General features: G+C 44.2%; 23 protein-coding genes, 2 tRNA genes and 2 other annotated features (1 of these 27 running past the window's edge). All 25 genes read right to left on the bottom strand.

Annotated elements, in window-relative coordinates; genetic code table 11:
• Positions 1–18: 18 nt before the first annotated feature.
• Positions 19–648 (bottom strand): 50S ribosomal protein L3, encoded by a 630-nt coding sequence (rplC, locus tag M8E35_RS15080; protein ID WP_252470004.1) that lies wholly within the window; start codon positions 646–648, stop codon positions 19–21.
• A gap of 179 nt (positions 649–827) precedes the next feature.
• A complete protein-coding gene (rpsJ, locus tag M8E35_RS15075) occupies positions 828–1,133 on the bottom strand; it encodes a 30S ribosomal protein S10 (RefSeq protein WP_007778414.1) in 306 nt (101 codons plus the stop codon).
• Between the two features lie 244 nt (positions 1,134–1,377).
• Complete coding sequence (gene tuf / locus M8E35_RS15070) at positions 1,378–2,580, bottom strand: elongation factor Tu (RefSeq protein WP_252470003.1); 1,203 nt, start codon at positions 2,578–2,580, stop codon at positions 1,378–1,380.
• 93 nt (positions 2,581–2,673) lie between these two features.
• Positions 2,674–4,752: an elongation factor G gene (gene fusA, locus M8E35_RS15065; RefSeq protein ID WP_073032198.1), complete on the bottom strand. Its 2,079-nt coding sequence runs from the start codon at positions 4,750–4,752 to the stop codon at positions 2,674–2,676.
• A 39-nt stretch (positions 4,753–4,791) separates the two neighbouring features.
• Positions 4,792–5,262, bottom strand: a complete 471-nt coding sequence (gene rpsG, locus M8E35_RS15060) for a 30S ribosomal protein S7 (RefSeq protein ID WP_073032200.1) — start codon at positions 5,260–5,262, stop codon at positions 4,792–4,794.
• Between the two features lie 57 nt (positions 5,263–5,319).
• The gene (gene rpsL / locus M8E35_RS15055; RefSeq protein ID WP_229247248.1) at positions 5,320–5,739 is read right to left on the bottom strand and encodes a 30S ribosomal protein S12; all 420 of its coding nucleotides are present in this window, start codon (positions 5,737–5,739) and stop codon (positions 5,320–5,322) included.
• 102 nt (positions 5,740–5,841) lie between these two features.
• Positions 5,842–6,093 (bottom strand): L7Ae/L30e/S12e/Gadd45 family ribosomal protein, encoded by a 252-nt coding sequence (locus M8E35_RS15050; RefSeq protein WP_252470072.1) that lies wholly within the window; start codon positions 6,091–6,093, stop codon positions 5,842–5,844.
• Between the two features lie 49 nt (positions 6,094–6,142).
• Positions 6,143–9,592, bottom strand: coding sequence for a DNA-directed RNA polymerase subunit beta' (gene rpoC, locus M8E35_RS15045; RefSeq protein ID WP_289710857.1), 3,450 nt, complete (start codon positions 9,590–9,592; stop codon positions 6,143–6,145).
• Between the two features lie 26 nt (positions 9,593–9,618).
• Positions 9,619–12,990 (bottom strand): DNA-directed RNA polymerase subunit beta, encoded by a 3,372-nt coding sequence (rpoB, locus tag M8E35_RS15040; RefSeq protein ID WP_252470002.1) that lies wholly within the window; start codon positions 12,988–12,990, stop codon positions 9,619–9,621.
• A gap of 396 nt (positions 12,991–13,386) precedes the next feature.
• Positions 13,387–13,764: a 50S ribosomal protein L7/L12 gene (rplL, locus tag M8E35_RS15035; protein ID WP_073032210.1), complete on the bottom strand. Its 378-nt coding sequence runs from the start codon at positions 13,762–13,764 to the stop codon at positions 13,387–13,389.
• 54 nt (positions 13,765–13,818) lie between these two features.
• Positions 13,819–14,346 carry a 50S ribosomal protein L10 gene (gene rplJ / locus M8E35_RS15030; protein ID WP_229247246.1) on the bottom strand — a complete coding sequence of 176 codons (528 nt, stop codon included), beginning with the start codon at positions 14,344–14,346 and terminating at the stop codon, positions 13,819–13,821.
• A gap of 25 nt (positions 14,347–14,371) precedes the next feature.
• Positions 14,372–14,505: a sequence feature (ribosomal protein L10 leader region), on the bottom strand.
• A 45-nt stretch (positions 14,506–14,550) separates the two neighbouring features.
• Positions 14,551–15,243: a 50S ribosomal protein L1 gene (gene rplA / locus M8E35_RS15025; protein ID WP_073032214.1), complete on the bottom strand. Its 693-nt coding sequence runs from the start codon at positions 15,241–15,243 to the stop codon at positions 14,551–14,553.
• 52 nt (positions 15,244–15,295) lie between these two features.
• A complete protein-coding gene (rplK, locus tag M8E35_RS15020; RefSeq protein WP_073032247.1) occupies positions 15,296–15,724 on the bottom strand; it encodes a 50S ribosomal protein L11 in 429 nt (142 codons plus the stop codon).
• Positions 15,725–15,758: 34 nt separating this feature from the next.
• Positions 15,759–16,286 (bottom strand): transcription termination/antitermination protein NusG, encoded by a 528-nt coding sequence (gene nusG / locus M8E35_RS15015; protein WP_073032216.1) that lies wholly within the window; start codon positions 16,284–16,286, stop codon positions 15,759–15,761.
• 41 nt (positions 16,287–16,327) lie between these two features.
• Positions 16,328–16,549: a preprotein translocase subunit SecE gene (secE, locus tag M8E35_RS15010; RefSeq protein ID WP_073032218.1), complete on the bottom strand. Its 222-nt coding sequence runs from the start codon at positions 16,547–16,549 to the stop codon at positions 16,328–16,330.
• Positions 16,550–16,631: 82 nt separating this feature from the next.
• Positions 16,632–16,781, bottom strand: coding sequence for a 50S ribosomal protein L33 (rpmG, locus tag M8E35_RS15005; protein ID WP_045575441.1), 150 nt, complete (start codon positions 16,779–16,781; stop codon positions 16,632–16,634).
• Positions 16,782–17,105: 324 nt separating this feature from the next.
• Positions 17,106–17,180, bottom strand: a tRNA-Met gene (locus M8E35_RS15000).
• A 108-nt stretch (positions 17,181–17,288) separates the two neighbouring features.
• Positions 17,289–17,364: transfer RNA gene (locus tag M8E35_RS14995), tRNA-Thr, on the bottom strand.
• Between the two features lie 102 nt (positions 17,365–17,466).
• Positions 17,467–18,117, bottom strand: a complete 651-nt coding sequence (gene sigH / locus M8E35_RS14990; protein ID WP_143187687.1) for an RNA polymerase sporulation sigma factor SigH — start codon at positions 18,115–18,117, stop codon at positions 17,467–17,469.
• A 299-nt stretch (positions 18,118–18,416) separates the two neighbouring features.
• Complete coding sequence (rlmB, locus tag M8E35_RS14985; protein WP_289710856.1) at positions 18,417–19,157, bottom strand: 23S rRNA (guanosine(2251)-2'-O)-methyltransferase RlmB; 741 nt, start codon at positions 19,155–19,157, stop codon at positions 18,417–18,419.
• A 90-nt stretch (positions 19,158–19,247) separates the two neighbouring features.
• Complete coding sequence (locus M8E35_RS14980; protein ID WP_252470000.1) at positions 19,248–19,739, bottom strand: dihydrofolate reductase; 492 nt, start codon at positions 19,737–19,739, stop codon at positions 19,248–19,250.
• Between the two features lie 12 nt (positions 19,740–19,751).
• Entirely contained in the window at positions 19,752–20,582 is an 831-nt protein-coding gene (thyA, locus tag M8E35_RS14975) for a thymidylate synthase (RefSeq protein ID WP_252469999.1), read from the bottom strand.
• 62 nt (positions 20,583–20,644) lie between these two features.
• Positions 20,645–21,022, bottom strand: coding sequence for a Mini-ribonuclease 3 (locus M8E35_RS14970; protein ID WP_252469998.1), 378 nt, complete (start codon positions 21,020–21,022; stop codon positions 20,645–20,647).
• A 14-nt stretch (positions 21,023–21,036) separates the two neighbouring features.
• Positions 21,037–22,470 carry a cysteine--tRNA ligase gene (gene cysS, locus M8E35_RS14965; protein WP_252469997.1) on the bottom strand — a complete coding sequence of 478 codons (1,434 nt, stop codon included), beginning with the start codon at positions 22,468–22,470 and terminating at the stop codon, positions 21,037–21,039.
• Complete coding sequence (gene cysE / locus M8E35_RS14960) at positions 22,421–23,113, bottom strand: serine O-acetyltransferase (protein ID WP_252469996.1); 693 nt, start codon at positions 23,111–23,113, stop codon at positions 22,421–22,423. The genes cysS and cysE overlap by 50 nt, the downstream gene beginning before the upstream one ends.
• Before the next feature lie 94 nt (positions 23,114–23,207).
• Positions 23,208–23,264 (bottom strand) — a binding site (T-box leader) (it continues 156 nt past the right edge of the window).

Here is a 23,264-nt window from a genome sequence, read left to right as displayed (position 1 = left end):
ATTCCTCCTTTCCCAGTGTTACTTCGCCTTGACAGAAGGCTTCAGAATGAGCAACGACTTATTCGCTCCAGGGAGAGCCCCTTTAATCAAGATCAAGTTTTTATCCATATCAACCCGGATAACTTCCAGGTTTTGTACTGTTACACGTTCGCCACCCATACGTCCTGGCAACTCACGACCTTTAAATACTCGAGCCGGGCCTTTCGCGCCAAGGGAACCTGAACGACGATGATACTTGGATCCATGTGCCATCGGTCCGCGACTTGCGTTATGACGCTTGATCATACCGGCAAACCCTTTCCCTTTAGAAGTACCTACAACATCAACTTTGTCGCCAACTGCGAACAGATCTACAGTCACTTCTTGCCCAACTTCATAGCTCTCGACATCATTGACTCTGAACTCACGAACATATCTCATAGGCTTAAGAGAAGCCTTTTGAAAATGCCCTTTTCGAGGCTTATTACTCAAGCCATCGCGAAGGATAGAAAAACCCACTTGGATAGCGTTGTAGCCATCTGTTGCAATCGTTTTCTTCTGCACCACCGGGCAAGGACCCGCTTCAACGACAGTAACCGGAACCACACGTCCTTCAGCTGTAAAAACCTGAGTCATACCAATTTTTTTACCTAAAATTCCTTTTGACACGAATGCCACCTCCTAAACGCTTTGAAGTGCGCTAGATTCCTCTAGAGCACGAGAGCGCTATTTTATTTATATTATGCCAGCCACCCGACAGCAACTCCACGCTACCGGGTGTTTCGCACAACAAACATAACGATAGTATATCACAAAGTTAAATGATTTGCTACTCTAATTTTAGCCAATTACAACTTAATTTCGATATCCACACCGGCTGGCAGATCTAAGCGCATGAGCGCATCCACCGTCTTAGGCGTCGGTTCAAGAATATCAATTAGGCGTTTATGAGTGCGCATCTCAAATTGTTCCCGTGAATCTTTATTGACATGTGGCGAGCGCAAAATGGTGTAGATGCTTTTCTCTGTTGGAAGAGGAATTGGTCCACTAACCTGTGCGCCCGTACGTTTTGCAGTTTCAACTATGCGTTCTGCTGATTGGTCAAGTGTTTTGTGATCAAATGCTTTAAGCCGAATTCTGATCTTCTGGCTCATAAGTTACAACCTCCTCATAATTCCCGTTATACGGGTTTCGAGCATAAAAATTCCCTGACCAAGCGGAGTCACTCGTCCAGCAACCTTTTACGCCATTCCTGGTGTCAGAGGTCAGATGTCGGAGGCCGGATAAGTGTGTTTCTTATTTAATCCAACCTTCCGTCAACTGGCGAATACTGACTGGCTTTTAATGACGAGAGGAAAAGTGACTTTTCCTCTCGTCATTAAGTCTAAAAAATATTTCTTAGCTGTTAATTTTTGCAACGATACCTGAACCAACAGTACGGCCACCTTCACGGATAGCAAAGCGAAGTCCTTCTTCCATAGCGATTGGAGTGATAAGTTCAACTTCAATCGTTACACGGTCGCCAGGCATAACCATTTCAGTGCCCTCTGGAAGAGTGATTACTCCAGTTACATCTGTTGTGCGGAAGTAAAATTGTGGGCGATAGTTATGGAAGAACGGCGTATGACGGCCACCTTCTTCTTTATTAAGAACGTATACTTCACCAGAGAACTTGGTGTGAGGCTTGATTGATCCGGCTTTTGCCAAAACCTGTCCGCGCTCAATATCTTTACGCTCAACTCCACGAAGGAGAGCTCCAATGTTATCTCCAGCTTGAGCTGAATCAAGGAGTTTACGGAACATCTCTACGCCTGTTACGACAGTCTTACGGGCAGTGTCAGTCAAACCAACGATTTCAACCTCGTCACCGACTTTAACTCTACCACGGTCAACACGACCTGTAGCAACCGTTCCACGTCCAGTAATTGTGAAGACATCCTCGACAGGCATTAAGAAAGGCTTGTCAGTGTCACGCTCTGGAGTTGGGATATAGGAATCAACAGCATCCATGAGATTCCAGATCTTGCCGCACCATTCGCAATCACGTTTTCCGCAACCGCATTGAAGGGCTTTTAGACCAGAACCAGGAATGATAGGAACATTGTCACCATCATACTCCTGGGCAGTTAAGAGTTCCCGAAGCTCCATTTCAACGAGCTCGATTAGCTCTTCATCATCAACCATGTCTACCTTATTAAGCCAAACTACAATACTAGGAACACCTACTTGGCGAGCCAAGAGAATATGTTCACGGGTTTGTGGCATAGGGCCGTCAGCGGCAGAAACACAGAGGATCGCTCCGTCCATTTGAGCAGCACCAGTGATCATGTTTTTAACATAGTCAGCGTGTCCTGGGCAGTCCACGTGTGCATAGTGACGATTTTCAGTCTCATACTCAACGTGTGCAGTGGAAATGGTGATTCCGCGTTCGCGTTCCTCAGGAGCCTTGTCGATTTGGTCAAACGCTGTAGCTACAGCGCCGCCGTGTTTTGAAAGAACAACGGTGATTGCCGCTGTCGTAGTAGTTTTACCATGGTCAACGTGACCAATGGTTCCTACGTTAACATGTGGTTTTGTACGTTCGTATTTAGCTTTTCCCATTTTAATCACTCCTTTAATATACTATAAAGTTATATGATTCAGGGAGGTTACGAAGCCCGAACAAAAGCTCGTGCTTCGCGCCTCAAACTTCGCCTATGACCCTTGGCGCTTAGCAATAATGCCATCCGCAATGCCTTTTGGGACTTCTTCATAATGATCGAACTGCATCACATAGACTCCACGGCCTTGAGTTGCTGAGCGTAAGTCGGTTGAATACCCGAACATTTCGGAAAGTGGAACAAATCCACGAACAACTTGAGTATTGCCACGCGCTTCCATTCCTTCAATCCGACCACGACGTGAGCTTATATCTCCAATGACATCTCCCATATATTCTTCAGGAACTGTCACTTCGATTTTCTCGATCGGTTCGATGATCGCAGGATCAGCTTTGAGTGCACCGGCTTTAAATGCCATAGATCCAGCAATCTTAAAGGCCATTTCTGAAGAGTCAACATCATGGTAAGAACCGTCATACACTGTAGCACGCATGTCAAGCAGAGGATAGCCAGCAAGAATACCATTTTGCATCGCTTCTTCGATACCGGCTCCAATCGGATTAATGTATTCCCGAGGTATAACTCCTCCGACTACCTTGTTAACGAATTCGAAACCGCTACCGGGCTCAAGAGGTTCCAACTCGATCCAACAGTGTCCATATTGACCGCGTCCACCAGACTGGCGAACAAATTTCCCTTCGGACTTAACAGTCTTCCGAATGGTTTCTTTATAAGCAACTTGTGGACGACCTACATCACATTGTACCTTGAATTCTCGCTGTAAGCGGTCAACGATAATCTCCAGATGAAGTTCACCCATTCCTTCGATAATCGTCTGCCCAGTTTCTGTATCGGTGTGCATTCTAAAGGTCGGATCTTCTTCAGCCAAACGGCCGAGTGCCCCGCCCATTTTTTCTTGGTCGGCTTTAGTCTTAGGCTCAATCGATACAGAGATAACAGGCTCTGGGAATACCATTTTCTCCAGAATGATTGGAGTCTTCTCGTCGCATAAGGTATCCCCTGTCGAGGTATCCTTTAATCCGACGGCTGCAGCGATATCACCTGAACGCACTTCTTGTATATCTTCGCGGTGGTTGGCATGCATTTGGAGGATCCGTCCGATGCGTTCGCGCTTGCCCTTAGTCGAGTTGTAGACGTAAGAACCGGCACCTAAAACTCCAGAATAGACCCGGAAGAATGCAAGTTTACCCACAAATGGGTCAGCCATGATCTTAAATGCCAAAGCGGAGAAAGGTTCAGTATCTGAGGCTGTCCGCTGATCTTCTGCCCCGGTATCAGGATGTACTCCGTTAATTGGCGGTACATCTAATGGAGATGGCATATAATCAACTACAGCATCCAGCAAAGGTTGAACTCCTTTGTTCTTGAATGCAGAACCACAAATGACCGGGATAAATTTGTTCCCTATGACTCCGCGGCGTATGCCGTCGCGAATTTCTTGTTCTGTGAGTGCTTCCCCTTCAAGATACTTCATCATGAGTTCTTCGCTTGTTTCAGAAACCGCTTCAATTAACTTTTCACGGTATTCGCTGGCTAATTCAGCTAGGTCTTCTGGGATCGCACTATGCTCTTCAGTCGTACCTAGGTCATCTGTATAGATTGTCGATGTCATTGTCACTAGGTCGACAATTCCTTTGAAGTTTTCCTCAACACCAATCGGCAATTGGATCGGTACAGGGTTAGCACCCAATCGGTCAGTTATCATGGAAACTCCGCGGAAGAAATCCGCACCCAATCGATCCATTTTGTTAATAAAAGCGATCCGCGGAACTTTGTATTTATCCGCTTGACGCCATACAGTCTCCGATTGAGGCTCTACGCCACCGACTGAACAAAACACTGCTACAGCACCGTCTAGTACACGCAAGGAGCGTTCAACTTCCACAGTGAAGTCCACGTGCCCTGGTGTGTCAATGATATTAATCCGGTTGTTTTTCCATTGGCATGTTGTAGCCGCAGAGGTGATAGTAATACCGCGTTCTTGCTCCTGCACCATCCAGTCCATCGTCGCAGCGCCATCATGAACTTCCCCAATTTTATGCACACGTCCGGTATAAAAAAGGATACGTTCAGTTGTTGTCGTTTTTCCTGCGTCAATATGAGCCATAATTCCTATATTGCGCGTATTTTCTAGTGAAAATTGTCTTGCCATTGAGAATCCCCCTTTCTGTCAAAATCAGTGTGTCTCAAATTACCATTTGTAATGCGCAAAAGCCTTATTTGCTTCAGCCATTTTGTGCATATCATCTTTTTTCTTTACTGAACCCCCTGTATTGTTAGAGGCATCAAGTAACTCTCCGGCAATCTTCTCTTGCATTGTCTTCTCGCCCCGTTTACGAGCCATAGCGACAAGCCAACGCAGAGCTAGTGTAGTACGACGTTCAGCACGTACTTCGATAGGAACTTGATAGTTTGCTCCCCCAACACGGCGTGCCTTTACTTCCAATACCGGCATAACATTCTTTAGCGCAGTACTGAAGACTTCAAGGGGATCTTTGCCAGACTTTTCCTGAATCATATTAAATGCGCCGTAGCAAATTGCTTCAGCCGTTCCCTTTTTACCATCTAACATAATTTGATTGATAAACTTGGTTAGAGTTTGATTCTTGTAAATCGGATCTGGCAGAACATCGCGTTTGGCAACATATCCTTTACGTGGCATTTGGTAACCTCCTTTGTATCATAATATTAACAATTCGAGACAATTCAAGAGTCCTTATTAGGCTTTCTTAGGACGTTTTGCACCATACTTCGAACGACCTTGCGAACGTTTTTGAACAGCAGTTGTGTCCAAAGCACCACGAATAACGTGATAACGCACACCAGGAATGTCCTTAACACGACCGCCACGAATAAGAACCACGGAGTGTTCTTGTAAGTTGTGTCCGATTCCAGGAATATAGGTGGTTACCTCAAGCCCATTAGTTAAACGCACACGAGCAACCTTCCGGAGTGCTGAGTTAGGTTTTTTAGGAGTAGTAGTATAAACCCTAGTACAAACTCCTCGCTTTTGAGGGGATCCTCCTGAGGGATATTGCTTACGTTTAAGTGAGTTATAGCCCCACTGTAAAGCCGGAGCTGTTGATTTTTGTTCGATTGTGGCACGTCCCTTACGGATAAGTTGATTAATTGTCGGCATGTCTCCGCCTCCTTTCTAATGAAATCAATATACAAGGAATTGCTTGCTGCAGCATTTAACAAGCAATTCCAAACTCAGCTTTATTGGGTAGCCAGACGGGCGTTACTCTTGCAATATGGCCGCTATTGCTGTGCCTACTTCAATCCCGCACGCTTTCCCTAATTCCCTCATAGTAGGAACTTCAACGCACTCCACGCTATGACTCTCGCACCATTCAAGAATAGGGCGACGAACATGCGTTTCGGCATCTTTGGCCATATAAACGCGCCGAACCCACCCTTTTTCAAGGGCTCGTTGGGTTTGCTTTAACCCAACTGTTTTTTGTTTGGCGTGTTTGAAGGTTTCATCAAGCATCAAAATGCTTTCCCCCTTAATCACACTATAGTAGTTTAGCATTTGAGTTCTAGCGTGTCAATAATTCGGTCGGATTTGTTTCCAAAGATTTTACATTTTGATATCTTAACATGCCTGTTCCGGCAGGAATCAACTTTCCGATAATGACATTTTCTTTTAATCCAAGCAAAGGATCTACTTTTCCTTTTATAGCCGCTTCAGTAAGAACACGAGTAGTTTCTTGGAAAGAAGCTGCTGATAGGAATGAGTCCGTAGCCAATGAGGCTTTGGTAATTCCTAAAAGTACCGGGTGCGCAACCGCTGGCTCTCCGCCTTCAGCAATAGCTCGTGCGTTCTCATCTTGGAAATCAAAAACATCTATCAGTCCACCAGGAAGCAGACTTGTATCCCCGGCATCGTCGATTTTTACCTTGCGTAACATCTGACGTACCATTACTTCAATATGCTTGTCGTTAATATCTACCCCTTGGAGTCGGTAAACTCGTTGAACTTCTCCCAGAAGATAGACCTGAACACCGCGTTGACCCTTAACTTTTAGCATATCATGGGGGTTAATACTTCCTTCAGTCAACTCATCCCCAGCTTCGACCATCTGGCCTTCCTTGACACAAAGGCGCGAACCGTAAGGAATCGTATAGACTATGTGTTCTTCAGTTTCAGTTAGGAGATCCACTTCACGTCGCCCTTTAACTTCGCTGATTGACACTTTTCCAACTGCTTCTGAGATGATCGCTTGCCCTTTAGGTTTACGTGCCTCAAAAAGTTCTTCTACCCTCGGAAGACCTTGGGTTATATCGTCTCCCGCAACCCCTCCAGTGTGGAACGTACGCATGGTCAGCTGAGTACCGGGTTCTCCAATGGATTGGGCAGCGATAATCCCTACTGCCTCTCCCATTTCTACTGGGCGTCCTGTAGCCAGGTTACGACCATAGCATCTCTTGCAGACTCCGTACCGCGATTTGCAGGTTAGGACTGAACGAATTATCGCCGTATCAAAGCATTTAGCAATTTCCGCAGCCTGTTCTTCTGTCATTTCAGTATCCGGTACAGCAAGCACTTCTCCTGTTTCCGGGTGGTGTAACTCCTCTAATACAAAGCGCCCGACAAGACGATCTACTAAAGGTTCAATTATTTCTGGACCGTCCTTAATATCCTCGACCATAATGCCGTTTAATGTTCCACAATCCTCTTCGCGCACAATCACGTCTTGAGAGACATCTACCAATCGACGGGTCAGATAACCTGAGTCAGCCGTTCTCAAAGCAGTATCTGCCAGACCTTTACGTGCACCGTGAGAAGAAATAAAGTACTCTAAAACTGTGAGTCCTTCACGGAAATTAGCCTTAATTGGCAACTCAATGGTCCGTCCAGACGGGTCTGCCATAAGTCCCCGCATTCCTGCTAATTGTCTCAACTGTTGAATATTTCCTCTGGCCCCTGATGTCGCCATCATATAAACAGGGTTAAATACATCTAAGGTATCCATCAACGCTTGGGTTACGGTTTTAGTTGCTTTAGCCCACGTATCAATGACCAGATTATAACGTTCTTCATTCGTGATCAAACCGCGTCTATATTGAAGTTCAGTTTTAGCAACTGCAATGTCTGCTTTGCTAAGAATCTCGGTTTTCTCTTTGGGAACGGTAATGTCAGTCAACCCGACCGTCATCCCAGCTCTGGTGGAGAATTTAAACCCTTGACTCTTTAGCCCGTCTAACAAGTTAGCAGTCGCTTCATAGCCCGCCTTGCGATAGGTTTTAGCTACAATGTCGGCGAGTCCCTTTTTACCTACTACTTCATTGAAATAACCAATTTGAGGAGGAATGACAGAATTGAATATCAATCGACCAACGGTTGTTTCCAAGAGTTCTCCGCCCCGGCGAACTTTAATACTGGCCTGCAAGTGAACTGCTTTGGAGTCATAAGCAAAAACTGCCTCATCATAATCTTTGAATATTTTTCCTTCTCCAAAAGCGCCCGGTCGATCCATAGTCAGATAATAAGATCCTAAGACCATATCCTGAGTTGGAGTGGCCACTGGTCGCCCATCTTTAGGGTTCAGAATATTGTGCGCTGACAACATTAACAACCTAGCTTCCGACTGGGCCTCTGCCGACAGTGGAACGTGCACAGCCATTTGGTCTCCGTCAAAGTCCGCATTGTAAGCAGTACAAACCAACGGGTGAATCTGTAGAGCTTTACCCTCAACTAAGATTGGCTCGAAGGCCTGAATGCCCAAGCGATGAAGGGTTGGGGCACGATTGAGAAGAACCGGATGATCGGTAATGACTTCTTCGAGAACATCCCACACCTCAGGCCGCACCCGCTCAACCATGCGTTTAGCGCTTTTTATATTGTGTGCATGGCCCTCATTGACAAGTTTTTTCATCACGAAGGGTTTGAAGAGCTCTAAAGCCATTTCCTTAGGCAGACCACACTGATGAAGCTTAAGATTTGGACCAACAACGATAACGGAACGTCCGGAATAATCAACACGTTTTCCTAAGAGATTTTGTCGGAAACGACCTTGTTTTCCTTTTAACATATCGCTGAGAGACTTAAGCGGTCGGTTTCCCGGCCCAGTCACAGGACGTCCACGACGGCCATTGTCAATCAAGGCGTCAACCGCTTCCTGGAGCATCCGTTTCTCGTTTCTCACGATAATATCTGGTGCACCGAGATCCAAGAGACGCTTTAAGCGGTTGTTCCTATTAATCACTCGTCGATAGAGATCATTGAGGTCCGACGTTGCAAAACGACCGCCATCCAACTGGACCATGGGTCTCAGTTCGGGTGGAATCACAGGGACAACGTCCATAATCATCCAATCAGGGTGGTTTCCTGAAGATTTAAAGGCTTCCACTACCTCGAGACGACGAATGGCACGGATTTTCCGCTGTCCTGATACTTCTTTGAGCTCTATTCGCAGTTCTTCATTTAATTTGTCTAAATCCATCTCGGCGAGCAATTGTTTAACCGCTTCCGCTCCCATGCTGGCTTGAAAACGATCCCCATATTTATCACGATATTCCCTGTACTCTGTTTCTGTCAGAAGCTGTTTCTTCATTAGAGACGTATCACCAGAGTCTGTCACAATATAAGAGACAAAATAGAGGACTTTTTCCAAAGCGCGAGGAGACATGTCCAAAAGTAGTCCCATCCGGCTCGGGATTCCCTTGAAATACCAGATATGAGATACCGGTGCAGCAAGAACTATGTGCCCCATACGCTCACGGCGAACTTTTGAACGGGTTACTTCAACACCGCAACGATCACAAACTATCCCTTTATAACGAACCCGTTTATATTTTCCGCAATGACACTCCCAATCTCGAGTAGGGCCAAAGATTTTTTCACAAAACAAACCTTCACGTTCCGGCTTTAAGGTCCGATAGTTAATGGTTTCAGGTTTCTTTACTTCTCCAAATGACCACTCACGAATCATATCCGGGGAAGCCAAACCGATACGCATACGGTCGAAGTTATTGACGTCTAGCAATCCTTATCGCTCCTTTCGTCCGGGGACTATTTGAGATCGCCAAGATCTATATCTTCTTCCTCAAGGACTTCAACATTTAATTCATCGAGAGGGTCTTCCTCATCGACCATGGTGTCTTCCTCATCCTTCGACCCAACTATTCGAGTTGAAGGAAGCGGGAGTTCTTCATGCAGATCAATGCCAAGTTCCTTTGCGGTTTCCGTTATATCCTCATCGGTATCATGAATCTCAATTTCCCTGTCATCTGCTGACAAGACTCTAACATCAAGTCCCAAACTCTGCATTTCTTTTATCAAAACCTTAAACGATTCGGGGATTCCTGGTTCAGGAATGTTCTCTCCTTTAACAATCGCTTCGTATGTTTTTACACGTCCAACGACATCGTCTGACTTAACTGTTAGGATTTCTTGTAAAGTATAAGCTGCTCCATAAGCCTCCAACGCCCAAACTTCCATTTCTCCAAAGCGTTGCCCACCGAATTGAGCTTTACCGCCCAAAGGTTGCTGGGTTACGAGGGAATATGGACCTGTGGAACGGGCATGAATCTTATCGTCAACTAAATGGTGAAGTTTAAGAACATACATATAGCCAACAGTGATTTTGCTGTCGAACGGATCTCCTGTCCGTCCATCATACAACATCGTCTTCCCATCTCTTGAGATGCCGGCCTTCTCTAAAGTTTCAAAAATATCATCCTCAGTAGCACCGTCAAAGACCGGGGTTGCAATACGTATCCCTAAGGCCTTTGCCGCCATACCTAAGTGAGTCTCAAGCACCTGTCCGATGTTCATCCGAGAAGGAACGCCCAATGGATTAAGGACAACTTCAATCGGCGTGCCATCCGGCATAAACGGCATATCCTCTTGACGCATAATGCGTGAAATTACCCCTTTGTTACCGTGGCGACCCGCCACCTTGTCACCCACAGATATTTTTCGTTTTTGAGCGATGTAGACACGAACAAGTTGATTAACACCAGGGGATAATTCATCCCCGTTTTCGCGGGTAAACACTTTAACATCGACAATTTTCCCAGCTTCTCCATGGGGTACACGCAACGAAGTATCACGCACTTCACGCGCCTTTTCCCCGAAAATAGCTCGAAGCAAACGTTCTTCTGCCGTTAGCTCTGTCTCACCCTTCGGTGTCACTTTACCAACTAAGATATCTCCCGGACGAACTTCAGCTCCGATACGAATAATTCCACGCTCATCAAGATCTTTCAGAACATCTTCCCCGACATTCGGAATGTCGCGAGTAATTTCTTCTGGTCCAAGCTTAGTATCACGGGCATCTGATTCGTATTCTTCAATATGAATGGATGTATAATAATCCTCTCGAACAAGCTTCTCGCTTATCAAGATAGCATCTTCGTAGTTATACCCTTCCCATGTCATAAAGGCTACTAAAACGTTGCGGCCTAAAGCGAGTTCTCCATGGTCAGTTGATGGACCATCCGCAATGATTTGGCTGGCCTCTACCCGCTCCCCTTTCATAACAATGGGTCGCTGGTTAATGCAGGTTCCTTGGTTGGAACGAGAATATTTAAGCAGTTTATGCTTTTCTGTCATCCCGTCATCACCGAGGACAATGATCTCGTCAGCGGTCGCCCGCTCAACTACCCCAGCTCGTTTAGTAATTGCGCAAACACCGGAGTCCTTAGCAGTCTTATATTCCATTCCAGTCCCTACATAAGGCGAATCCGTCCGCAAAAGCGGCACTGCTTGCCGTTGCATGTTTGAACCCATCAAAGCCCTGTTTGCATCATCATGCTCCAAGAAGGGGATAAGTGCTGTAGCGATGGATACCATTTGCTTTGGAGAGACATCCATATAGTCAACTTGGTTCGGAGACACATGCACGAAATCTGGTCCATGACGACCATCAATTTTCTCCCCTAGAAAATTGCCATCCTTATCAAGTGGTGCATTAGCCTGTGCTACAACATACTTTTCTTCTTCGTCAGCCGTTAAATAATGAATTTCATCAGTAACGCTTCCGCTCTCCTTATTTGCCTTGCGGTAAGGGGCTTCAATGAAGCCATAAGGATTAATGCGTCCGAATGTACTTAGAGATCCAATCAGACCAATGTTTGGTCCTTCCGGCGTCTCCACAGGACACATTCTGCCATAGTGAGAATGATGGACGTCGCGAACTTCAAAACCTGCACGTTCTCTGCTCAATCCTCCAGGTCCTAAAGCACTTAAGCGCCGCTTATGCGTTAACTCTGCCAGCGGATTTGTTTGATCCATAAATTGAGATAACTGACTGCTGCCAAAGAATTCCTTAATGGCAGCCACAACAGGTCGGATGTTAATTAATACTTGAGGAGTAATCACTTCAACATCTTGAATTGTCATTCGTTCGCGAACTACGCGTTCCATACGAGATAATCCAATTCGGAATTGATTTTGAAGCAACTCACCTACAGAGCGCAACCTCCGATTGCCTAAATGGTCAATATCGTCTTTATGACCTTCACCATCCATCAAGGCAAGCATTCGCTGAACACTGGCCACGATATCTCCGCGAGTTAGATGTCGTACATCCATTGGGATATCCAGACCTAGCTTCTTATTGAGTTTATATCGACCAACCTTGGCCAGATCATAACGTTTAGCATCAAAGAACAATGCTTCCAATAATGAGCGTGCACTGTCAACCGTCGGTGGTTCGCCTGGTCTTAACCTTTTATAGATTTCAACCAATGCTTCTTCTGTCGACTCTGAGTTATCCCTTTCCAAAGTAGCGCGGATATATTCATTATCGTTAAATAACTCCAAGATCTGACCGTTGCTGGCATATCCTAAGGCACGAATAAGGACAGTGCCTGGAAGCTTCCGAGTTCGGTCAACTCTTACAAAGATATTATCGTTAACATCCGTTTCAAACTCTAGCCAAGCCCCACGATTTGGAATAACTGTAGCTCCATAGAGCTTTTTCCCGCTGGGATCAATTTGTTCGGCATAATAAACCCCCGGCGATCGAACAAGTTGGCTGACAATAACACGTTCGGCCCCATTAATAATGAAGGTACCTTTGTCTGTCATCAACGGGAAATCCCCCATAAAGACTTCCTGTTCCTTCACTTCTCCAGTTTCCTTGTTGATCAGGCGAACCTTTACGCGGAGTGGCGCGGCATATGTAACATCGCGTTCTTTACACTCCTCCACCTGATATTTAGCCTCTCCTAAGCTATAATCAACAAATTCTAGAACGAGATTGCCTGTGAAATCTTGAATCGGTGAAATATCGCGAAACATGTCGCGTAACCCTTCATCAAGAAACCAACGATAGGAGTTTTGCTGGATTTCAATTAAATTTGGCATGTCGAGAACTTCACGGATTCTGGAGTAGCTCCAGCGCTCTCGTGTCCCAACCTTAACAGGATAGAACATTTACGTTTCACCCCTCAGTGTGGTTTTCTCTCATTGAGGTCTAATAATATATTGACATATACAGCCAAAAGCAAGGCCTTTAAAAGAACCTCGCTTAACTGTTTATGATGTTCCGCTATCATTCCGACAATTTCAAAGATAATATCTCCTTATTATCTAATGCTTTTAACTTATTACCATAGCATGGATAGATTAAGTAATAAATTCCATTTACATATAGTAACATTTATAAAGTATAACAAAACGGAACCCCTCTGTCAAGAAAACATTTTAGTTTTAGGCTTGAATTCAGTATTTTACTATTCTATTCTAAAAGTACAATTTTGTTGAAATACACTGCCTATCCAAAATAAAGAAGGTACTCTCTACAAGAGAGTACCTTTCTGCTATAAACTCTTACTTAACTTCGACGGTTGCACCGGCTTCAGTTAACTTAGCTTTTAAAGCTTCAGCTTCGTCTTTTGAGACTTTTTCTTTAACTGGTTTTGGTGCATTGTCTACGAGGTCTTTTGCTTCTTTAAGCCCAAGGCCGGTTGCTTCACGAACTACTTTAATAACGCCAATTTTGGAAGCTCCGCAGTTCATAAGCATGACATCAAACTCGGTTTTTTCTTCAGCTGCATCTGCTGCAGGAGCTGCAGAGGCTACGCCTGCAACCGCTACTGGAGCAGCAGCGCTTACGCCAAATTCCTCTTCAAAAGCCTTTACGAGTTCAGCCAATTCGAGAACAGTTAAGCCTTTTACGGCTTCGAGAATTTCATTTACTTTAGACATTTTTAATTTCCCCCTTAAAATTATAAAACATTATTGTTATCTAGATAATAAAAACTATTGAGCAGCCTTAAGTTTACGTACTTCTTCCAACGCATACCCCATTTTACGGATCGGTCCTTGAAGAACATTAACCATACCTGTAAGAGGAGCTTGCATACCGCGCAGAACCATAGTGAGCAAGACTTCGCGAGAAGGCAGATCAGCAAGAGCTTTAACGCCCTCGGCTCCGATAACTTTCCCCTCTAATACTCCAGCTTTAATCTGGAACTTTTTGAGCTTGTTTGCTTTAGCAAAGTCCATTAATATCTTGGCCGGAGCAACAGGATCTGCACTAAAGGCGAGTGCTGTCGGTCCTTTAAGATAGGAATCAAGCCCCTCTACCCCTAACTCATCAGCGGCGCGACGTACGAGGGTGTTTTTCAAAACCCGATACTCGACTCCAGCATTACGCAGTTGAGAACGCAATTGCGTTACTTGGGCCACAGTTAAACCGCGGTAATCGGCTAAAACTATACCTGAAGACTGTTGAAACTTTTCTTTAATCTCCGAGACTACCAGACTTTTTTCTTCGATGTTAGGCATTCTGTGTACCTCCTTCCCTATAGATAAACCCAGCAAAAAACCTCCGCGCTTGCAGAGGTTAAGAATGCCAAATGAATATCTTTCGGCGTAATCTTCCAACCTCGGCAGGACATTAAGCCTTTCGGCACCTGCTTTCTACAGCGGACATATTAAATTCCTGATAAGTTTATCCCATTTATAGAACACTGTCAAGCATACCTGTGTTTAGACTGCTTTTGCAGGGTTAATGCGTACGCCCGGTCCCATTGTAGAGGACACTGTGACACTCCGCATGTATTGACCTTTGGCAGCTGCAGGCTTCGCCTTAAGCAAAGTTTCTCCTAACACGCGATAGTTTTCCAGTAGTTGTTCCACACCGAATGAGGCTTTACCGATTGGTGCATGTATAATGCCAGCCTTATCCGCACGGTATTCAATCTTACCAGCCTTAATCTCTTTGATCGCACGAGTTACATCAAGGGTAACCGTTCCAGTTTTCGGGTTTGGCATAAGGCCTTTAGGTCCGAGTACTCGACCTAATTTACCAACCATTCCCATCATGTCTGGTGTTGCTACCACTACTTCAAAACCGAACCAACCTTGTTCGATCTTAGCAATCATGTCCTCGGCTCCAACAAAGTCTGCTCCTGCCAATTCTGCTTCTTTGGCCTTTTCCCCTTTAGCAAACACCAACACGGAGCGGGTTTTACCTGTTCCGTTCGGAAGTACAATGGCACCCCGAATTTGTTGATCTGCATGACGGGTATCAATGCCTAATTTGAAAGCAACTTCTACAGTCTCATCAAACTTAGCTTTAGCGTTAGTCTTTACAATTGATAAAGCCTCTGTTGGTTCGTAGAGCGCAATACGATCAAATGATTTTACAGCCTCTTGATATTTTTTCCCTACTTTAGCCATTCTATTAACCTCCTTGTGGTTATGCGGGCTTAGCCCTCCCACAAAATTTTACTTAACCTTCGACTACGTCGATTCCCATGCTCCGCGCTGTTCCTTCGATCATGCGCATTGCCGCTTCAATACTTGCTGCGTTTAAGTCCTTCATCTTAATGTCCGCTATTTCGCGTATCTTCGATTTAGGAACAGCTGCAACTTTTTTTCGATTCGGTTCAGAAGAACCCGAATTAATATTAGCAGCTTTCTTAAGCAATACTGCTGCTGGTGGAGTTTTGGTAATAAAGGTAAAGGAACGATCTTCGTATACAGTAATTTCTACCGGAATAATAAGCCCTGCTTGATCTTTCGTACGTTCATTGTACTCTTTGCAAAAGCCCATAATATTAACGCCGTGCTGACCCAGAGCTGGACCAACCGGAGGTGCCGGTGTTGCCTTTCCTGCATTGATCGCTAATTTTACCAACCCAATTACTTTCTTTGCCATTGTCATTTACACCCCCTTGTTAAGATAACATTTATTAGTCTAATTTTTGAACCTGTGCGAACTCAAGTTCAACGGGTGTCTCTCTTCCAAACATAGATACCTCAACCCGCAACTTTCCTTTGTCAGCAAGGATTTCTCGAACCACCCCAACAAAATCTTTGAACGGACCAGCAATAACCTGAACGCTTTGATTAATATCAAAATCAATTCGAGTTTGAATCTCATCCATTCCCATTTGTTGTAAAATGGTTACAACCTCACTGTCAAGCAATGGAATAGGCTTAGTCCCAGAGCCAACGAACCCTGTCACTCCTGGAGTATTACGAACAACATACCATGAGTCATCCGTCATTTCCATCTCGACAAGGACGTAACCGGGATATACCTTGCGCTTGGTAATCTTTTGTTTGCCATTTTTGAACTCAATTTCATCTTCCATGGGAACAAGCACTCGAAAAATCTTTTCTTCCATGTTCATAGATTCAACACGTTTTTCAAGATTCATCTTAACCTTGTTCTCATAGCCAGAATAGGTATGAATCACAAACCAATCTTTTGCCATTTCTCAGGGACCTCCTCAGACACTGCCGTTGAAACTTATGTTTAGGGCAGCAGCTTGGTCAAGGCCGCACTTAAACCGCTATCAACAATCCACATTAGAATGGATACAATTGCCACCGCAAAAAACACAACTACTGTGTAGGTAAGCAACTGCCTGCGGCTTGGCCAATGAACTTTCTTGAGTTCGCTCAAAACCCCGCGGAAATACTCCATCGCCTTATCTTTCTGTCGCAGAGTATTGGCCGGTTTCTTCAACTCGCCCATCACTTCACATCCTTACAGACATCCACATCATCGACTCCGTGACAACGCCTCCTGGCGTACATAAACCTTTGCAAAAAAAAAATTACTTTGTTTCCTTATGCAGAGTGTGGCTCTTGCAAAACTTGCAAAACTTTTGAGTTTCCAAGCGATCTGGGTTATTTTTCTTATTTTTCATAGTAGCATAGTTACGGTGCTTGCAATCCGTACACGCTAAAATAATGCCAACACGCATTCACGAACACCTCCCGGACAACGGTAGGACGCTGTATTTTTTTCCATTACTCAAAATACTTTATCATAAGATAATTTTACTGTCAAGAAAAAACATCTTATGAAAAAAACTTGGCTGGCGCTGGCTTGACTCGCTTAGGACGGACGAGTGCCCCTGTAGTCAAGACTCAACCAAGTAATGGTTGAGATTAAGCACCGCCATGACTCAACCATTACTTGGTCGAGATTAGAACACCGCCATGAATGGCAAGGTACCGGGATGGCGATATGTTATACTTTCTAAACAGTATAACAAAAAAGACAGCTTTGCTGTCTAAATCATACTTGGTTGCGGGGGCCGGATTTGAACCAACGACCTTCGGGTTATGAGCCCGACGAGCTACCACTGCTCCACCCCGCGACGTAACGCTTTAGTTGTCCTGTGTGATCACTTGTCAGCCTTTGTGAAGTTACCATGCAGTTTTAAATGTTTATTGCTAAACTATGTCATGCAATCCTCATTAAGTCATGGAGCCGATGGCAGGACTCGAACCTGTAACCTGCTGATTACAAATCAGCTGCTCTACCAATTGAGCTACATCGGCACTAATTCCCGTGTGCGACAATCATCACCCCAAGGCACTTACGTAGTTTACCATTTCTTTATTGATAATGCAAGTCTTTTATCAATAAAGAAATATGTAAATTTATCCATCTCGCCGTTCAAGATATCGTTCGAGCTTTCTCTTAACCCGTTGCAACGCGTTATCGATTGATTTCACATGTCTTCTCAGGTCTACAGCAATCTCTTGATAAGATTTGCCTTCCAAGTATGACATAAGTACTTTCCACTCTAAAGAACTAAGGATTTCGCCCATTTTTTCTTCAATGTCGTCAAATTCTTCCCGACTGATGATTAGTTCTTCAGGATCTGTGATTCGGGTTCCCGAGATTACATCTAGTAGAGTCCTGTCCGAATCTTCGTCATAAATGGGTTTGTTCAAGGAAACATATGAGTTTAACGGAATATGTTTTTGCCTTGTCGCAGTTTTAATCGCAGTAATTATCTGTCGTGTGATACATAATTCAGCAAAGGCTCTAAAGGAAGAGAGTTTGTCCCCGCGAAAATCTCGTATTGCCTTATAGAGTCCAATCATACCCTCTTGGATAATATCTTCACGATCAGCGCCAATAAGAAAGTAAGAACGTGCTTTAGCTCGAACAAAGTTTTTATATTTGTTAATTAGATACTCCAGTGCTGCAGCGTCGCCTTCCTTGGCAAGCTCAACCACCTCTTCATCCACGATAACGTCGATGATTTCGCACTCCGGTAGTTCTGGTTGGGCTTGAAGAGTCAAGTTGATCCCCCCTACAATGTCGTCACGAAGAAGACGCAATCTCGGCTAGCCCTCGTCCACGAGAACATCCTCATTATACTCGACCCTAAAGAAAAGCGTCAAGGCGAAGTTTTGGTTGTTCTGTCGCTATTCGTGAGGTTCTAGATCGAGATACGAATTCAAGGTTCCAAATTATGTTAAAAAATAAAGCTTCTAGATATGGCAAATAGTGCGGAAGAACATAATAAAGTCACATTTGCCATATGTCCTTGGGAAAGTTCAGCTAACCCATATTTCGGTAATTCAAGGAATAATAGCTTTTAATTGGAGTAGATTCTCTGTCTGAGAACTTCATAAAGCATGACAGATCCAGCAACGCTAGCGTTTAAGGAAGTGATCTTTCCCTTCATAGGCAGGCTTACAATCTCATCACAATTTTCTCGGAGTAAACGGCTTATCCCTTTACCTTCGCTGCCAATTACGATTACCCGCGGACCTGTGAGATCTGCCTTGAAAGCATCTTTTCCCCCTGCTTCAGCGCCTGAAACCCAACATCCCTTTTTCTTTAAATCGTTTAATGTTTGAACCAAATTACTAACGCGCGCTACCCTGACATGTTCAACCGCCCCAGCGGATGTCTTGGCTACCGTTCCTGTTAAGGCTACGCTTCTCCGCTTGGGGATAATAACCCCGTGGGCTCCTACAGCGTCTACAGTCCTTAACAAAGCCCCCAGATTATGAGGGTCTTCGATCTCATCCAGCATCAATAGAAACGGGGCCTCTTGCCGTTCCTCAGCTAAGGCCAGAATGTCCTCTACACTTGCATACTCCCTCGCTGCCACATAGGCCAGCATTCCCTGGTGCCGTTCACGATTTGTTAAACGGTCAAGAGTCTGACGATCCACAAATTGGTAAGGAATATTTCGTTCATGCAATAACGAGATTATTTCTTGATTTCGGCTACCCGCCCCTTCCGTGACAAGAAGAATTTTATTAACGGGTTTTCCGCTTTTCAGAAGTTCCACCACAGGATTTTTCCCATAAACCATTTCTTCGTTCAAGTAGTTCACTTCTTTCTATTCGAGGGTTTTCATTTTTCCACAACTGCAGACGCCTTGTCGACAGACAGCAGTTTCTTCACCTAACTATATTTATCCAACCAATACATATTTTACAAACTTAAAACCAATGTTTTCATAGTTTTTAAAATTGCTGGCAGATACTAATTTCCATGCTTTATTCTTATCTAAATTAACGAAATATTTATCTGCTACATATTTTTCCTCAATTTTAGTTACATATACTTCAGTACAAAATGCTAAAAGTTGAGAATAAACCGATTCTCCGCCCACCACAAAAACATCGTCCGTATCATACTTTTCTAGTTCAGAGTACAGTTCATCCAGAGAACGGCATAATGTTACTTTTTCATTGTTAAAGTGCTCGTTCTTACTTAGAACAATATTAACTCTGTCTTTCAAAGGTTCTTGTCCCGGCAATGACTCAAATGTCTCTCTTCCCATAATCACGACTTTACCTAAAGTCATTTGCTTAAAAAACTTCATGTCGTCAGGAATTCGTTTTAACAAATTCCCTCTGTACCCAATTCCCCAATTTAAATCTACAGCTGCAATAGCTTTCATAAACTCTCCTTTTCAAATAGCAACGGGAATATTTTTAATTTGTAGACCGCTTTGGTAACCCTCTAACATAAAATCCCCAACTTTAAAGTCATAAAAGTCTTTTCTATCTTTGTTAATTAATAACTTGGGCGCTGGAAATGGGGCCCTTTGAATTAGATCTGTAATTAACGGTATATGCCTGTCGTATATGTGTGCATCAGCAATAACATGTACAAATTCTCCAACCTCTAGGTTACTAACTTGAGCCAACATATGTACAAGAATCGCATACTGACATACGTTCCAGTTATTTGCAACCAGTATGTCTTGAGATCGTTGATTTAATATGGCGTTAAGCTTCCTTCCAGTAACATTTAGGGTCATGCTGTAAGCACAAGGATATAAGTTCATTTCATGCAGATCACTGTGATTATACATATTAACCATAATTCTTCTGCTATACGGATTATGTCTTAAGTCATACAGTACCCTGTCGACCTGATCAAGCTCCCCTTCGCGGTACTGATGTTTGACGCTCAATTGATATCCGTATGCTTTTCCGATTGACCCATCTTCATTAGCCCAACTATTCCAAATATCGCTGTTCAGATCCTTGATATTATTAGATTTCTTTTGCCAAATCCATAGTAACTCATCGATCGCCGCTACTAAATTTGTGGGTCTCAATGTAAGAATTGGAAACTCTTCCGAAAGATCGTATCTATTGATTACGGCAAATTTCTTAACAGTATTCGCCGGTGTGCCATCATCCCATTTAGCTCTGACAACCTCACCCTCAGACGAAATCCCGTTTTTAAGGATATCAGTACACATCGCAATAAAAATATTATCCGCCTTACTCACTATAGACCCCTCACTCATACATAATAATTATATATTCGCACACCGAGCATTCCCGATCATCATCATTGGTGAAGCATTTCGTCCACTTTATCAAACGCCCACTGCATACGATCAGTTTGTCCGCTTAATTGCCAATAACCCACTAGGCTTTCAAACCCTGTTGCATGTCGATAGGTTACAACATCTACATTTTTAGGATGCCCGCCCTTGGTATTCCGCCCGCGCATAACAACCTGCTGTTCAACCTCATCAAGGTCGGGCAGAAGCACATGCAAAACCTGGGCTTGAGTACTGGCCCGAACATAGCTGATCGCCTGTTTATGAAGTTCCTTGACCTTTTCATGCCCCAATTCCAGCAAATGTGTACGAACCCAAAGTTCATAGACTGCATCTCCCAAATAAGCTAGAGTTAAGGCATTCATTTCCTGCCAATTTCGCATAAGTCACCTTTCAATTACTTCTTTATTTGCCACCTTGCACCTTGCGGTGTATCTTCAATAATAATTCCTTTTTCTTTCAGAACATCGCGGATAAAGTCAGCCATTTCCCAATCCTTTTTTTGGCGTGATTTTGAACGGATTTGCAAGACGGCATCCATAACCTGGGTTAATATCTCATCGTTTTCAATATGAACTTGGGCCGGATGAAGCAAGTCAAAACCTAAAACATCTCCAAGCTCCACTAAAGTCCTTTGGGCTTCTGCTAATTCTTCCGAAGGTACAGGATTCTCCTGAACATACCCATTCATCGTTTTGGCCAGTTCAAAGAGCGCTGCATAAGCTAGTGCTGAATTAAAATCATCATCCATTGCCTTTTCAAACGCTTCACGCGCCTCTTTAGAAGCCTTTAACAGCTCAGCTTGGCTCTGCTGGTTTTTGGCAGAGCCTTCCCTGCCCAAGGCCTCTTGAGCCAAACGGACACTGGTTTGCAACCGTTCCAATCCCTTTTGGGCCATAATTAAGTTTTGGTCATTAAAATCCAGGGGACTGCGATAATGAGTTCCCAGTAAATAAAAGCGAATGACTTCTCCCGGAGAATTCACCAATAACTCGCGAATGGTGAAAAAATTGCCCAAGGACTTAGACATCTTTTCTTGATTAATAGTAAGAAACGCATTGTGCATCCAATACCGGGCGAAGGTCTTTCCTTTCAGATAACCTTCCGTTTGGGCAATCTCATTTTCATGATGTGGGAATGCGAGGTCCTCCCCCCCACCATGAATGTCAAATCCTGCCCCTAAATATTTTAACGACATAGCTGTACACTCGATGTGCCAGCCTGGACGCCCCTCACCCCATGGACTTTCCCAAAAAGGCTCTCCGGGTTTAGCCTTTTTCCAAAGTGCAAAATCCATCGGGTGTCGTTTGCGCTCATCGACTTCAACTCTTGCTCCTGCCTTCATATCTTCAAGCGTTCTGCCAGACAGCTTCCCGTAATTAGGAAAATGATCTACCGCAAAGTAAACATCCCCCTCCACTTCATAACCTAGGCCCGAATCAATAAGCCCTTGAATAATCTCGATCATTTCAGGAATATGTTCTGTAGCCTTGGGGTGAACGGTTGCTGGTAATAGGTTTAGTGCTTTAGCATCTTTAAAGTACTCCTCAATATATTTTTGGCCCAAGGCCAAAGGGTCCATCCCTTCAATGTTACCTCGTTGAATAATTTTATCATCCACGTCCGTAAAATTCTGGACATAACGAACATCATATTTTTTATATAAAAAGTAACGCCTAATCATGTCAAATACAACAAACATTCGTGCATTTCCCGCATGAAAGTAATTATAGGTTGTCGGGCCGCATACATACATCGCAACCTTCCCACTCTCTCTGGGCTTAAACTCCTCTTTTTGCCGGGTCATGGTGTTGTATAATTTCAAAGACATTGTATCGACTCTCCTCTTCCTTTAATCTTTGTTCCAAATATTCCACACGTTGCATTAGGCATCTCAGCATCTCATTAACTGGATCCGGAAGGTCATCGTGTCTTAAATCTGGATCTTTAATCGGCACCCCATGGTGGAGGACAATCCGCCCCGGCACACCTACCACTGTAGTATCACTGGGAACAGGCTTATTAACAACCGACCCAGCTCCAATTTTTACATTATCTCCAACTTTAAAGGAACCTAGTACCCTGGCCCCCGCTCCAACGACTACATTGTTCCCTATAGTCGGATGCCTTTTTCCTTTTTCTTTGCCTGTCCCGCCTAAAGTAACTCCTTGATACAGAGTAACGTTGTCCCCGACCTCCGCAGTTTCGCCGATGACCACCCCCGTTCCATGGTCAATGAAAAGCCCTTGCCCTATCTTTGCACCCGGATGGATTTCTATTCCTGTTAAAAAGCGGGAAAGTTGAGAGATCATGCGCGGGATGAGGATCAGATTACGAAGGTACAGCCAATGAGCCATTCGGTGGAAAAGCACAGCATGAAACCCAGGATAACAAAATACAACCTCCCAAATACTTCTTGCTGCAGGATCTCGTTCAAAAATTACTTGTATATCTCGTTTCATCTGTCCAAACATCTTAGCTTCACCCTTTTCCCTTTAGAATATATTACCAGGCATCAACTTAACTCTATAATGGAGCTAAATTAATACAAAAAAGCAGAACCTTTCGTCCAGAGACGAAAGGTTCCGCGGTCCCACTCTGTTTGAACGACATGTCGTTCCAGCT

This window comes from Desulfosporosinus nitroreducens (assembly GCF_023897015.1).
Taxonomy (GTDB): domain Bacteria; phylum Bacillota; class Desulfitobacteriia; order Desulfitobacteriales; family Desulfitobacteriaceae; genus Desulfosporosinus; species Desulfosporosinus nitroreducens.
The sequence above is the reverse complement of the archived record's forward strand: the minus strand, read 5'-3'. Positions and strand labels throughout refer to the sequence as shown.